Source organism: Methylophaga sp. UBA4204 (genome assembly GCF_002379485.1).
GTDB lineage: Bacteria > Pseudomonadota > Gammaproteobacteria > Nitrosococcales > Methylophagaceae > Methylophaga.
Genome location: NZ_DFTU01000005.1, coordinates 1 through 466 on the forward strand (window position 1 = coordinate 1; position 466 = coordinate 466).

General features: G+C 39.7%; 1 pseudogene. It reads left to right on the forward strand.

Going from position 1 to position 466, the window contains the following annotated elements:
* Nucleotides 1-314: 314 nt before the first annotated feature.
* Nucleotides 315-466: pseudogene (locus tag B3182_RS00450) on the forward strand (UbiD family decarboxylase domain-containing protein); the annotation flags it as partial.

The window sequence follows — 466 nt, forward strand, 5'->3', positions numbered from 1 at the left end:
CCACGCAAAAAATGAACAGTGGGCTTTAGTCCATAATTAAAAATCAAGTTTTCGTAAAATTACATTGATAACAATTGCTTATGCTCAAGGTTTGGTGCTCACAGTACTAAGGTGCTCATTGTGCTCACCATTCTCATGGAGAGGAGGGGATAAAATGTACGATGAAAACTTTAGAAAATTATTACTGGAATAGTCGATAAGTTTCAGTCTCTCAATGGCGAATTAATCCAAAATAATTCAATAGAGATAGCTGCTAAGCCAAATCATGTCCTAAGCTGGTAAGCTACAACATTACTTTTCACAAATCATATCTCATGAAATACACCGACCTAAGAGACTTCATCACCAACCTGGAAAAACAGGGCGAACTAAAACGCATTACCACCGAAGTAGATCCCCATATGGAGATGACGGAGATTTGTGATCGGGTGTTGCGTGCCGGTGGTCCGGCGATTCTGTTTGAGAA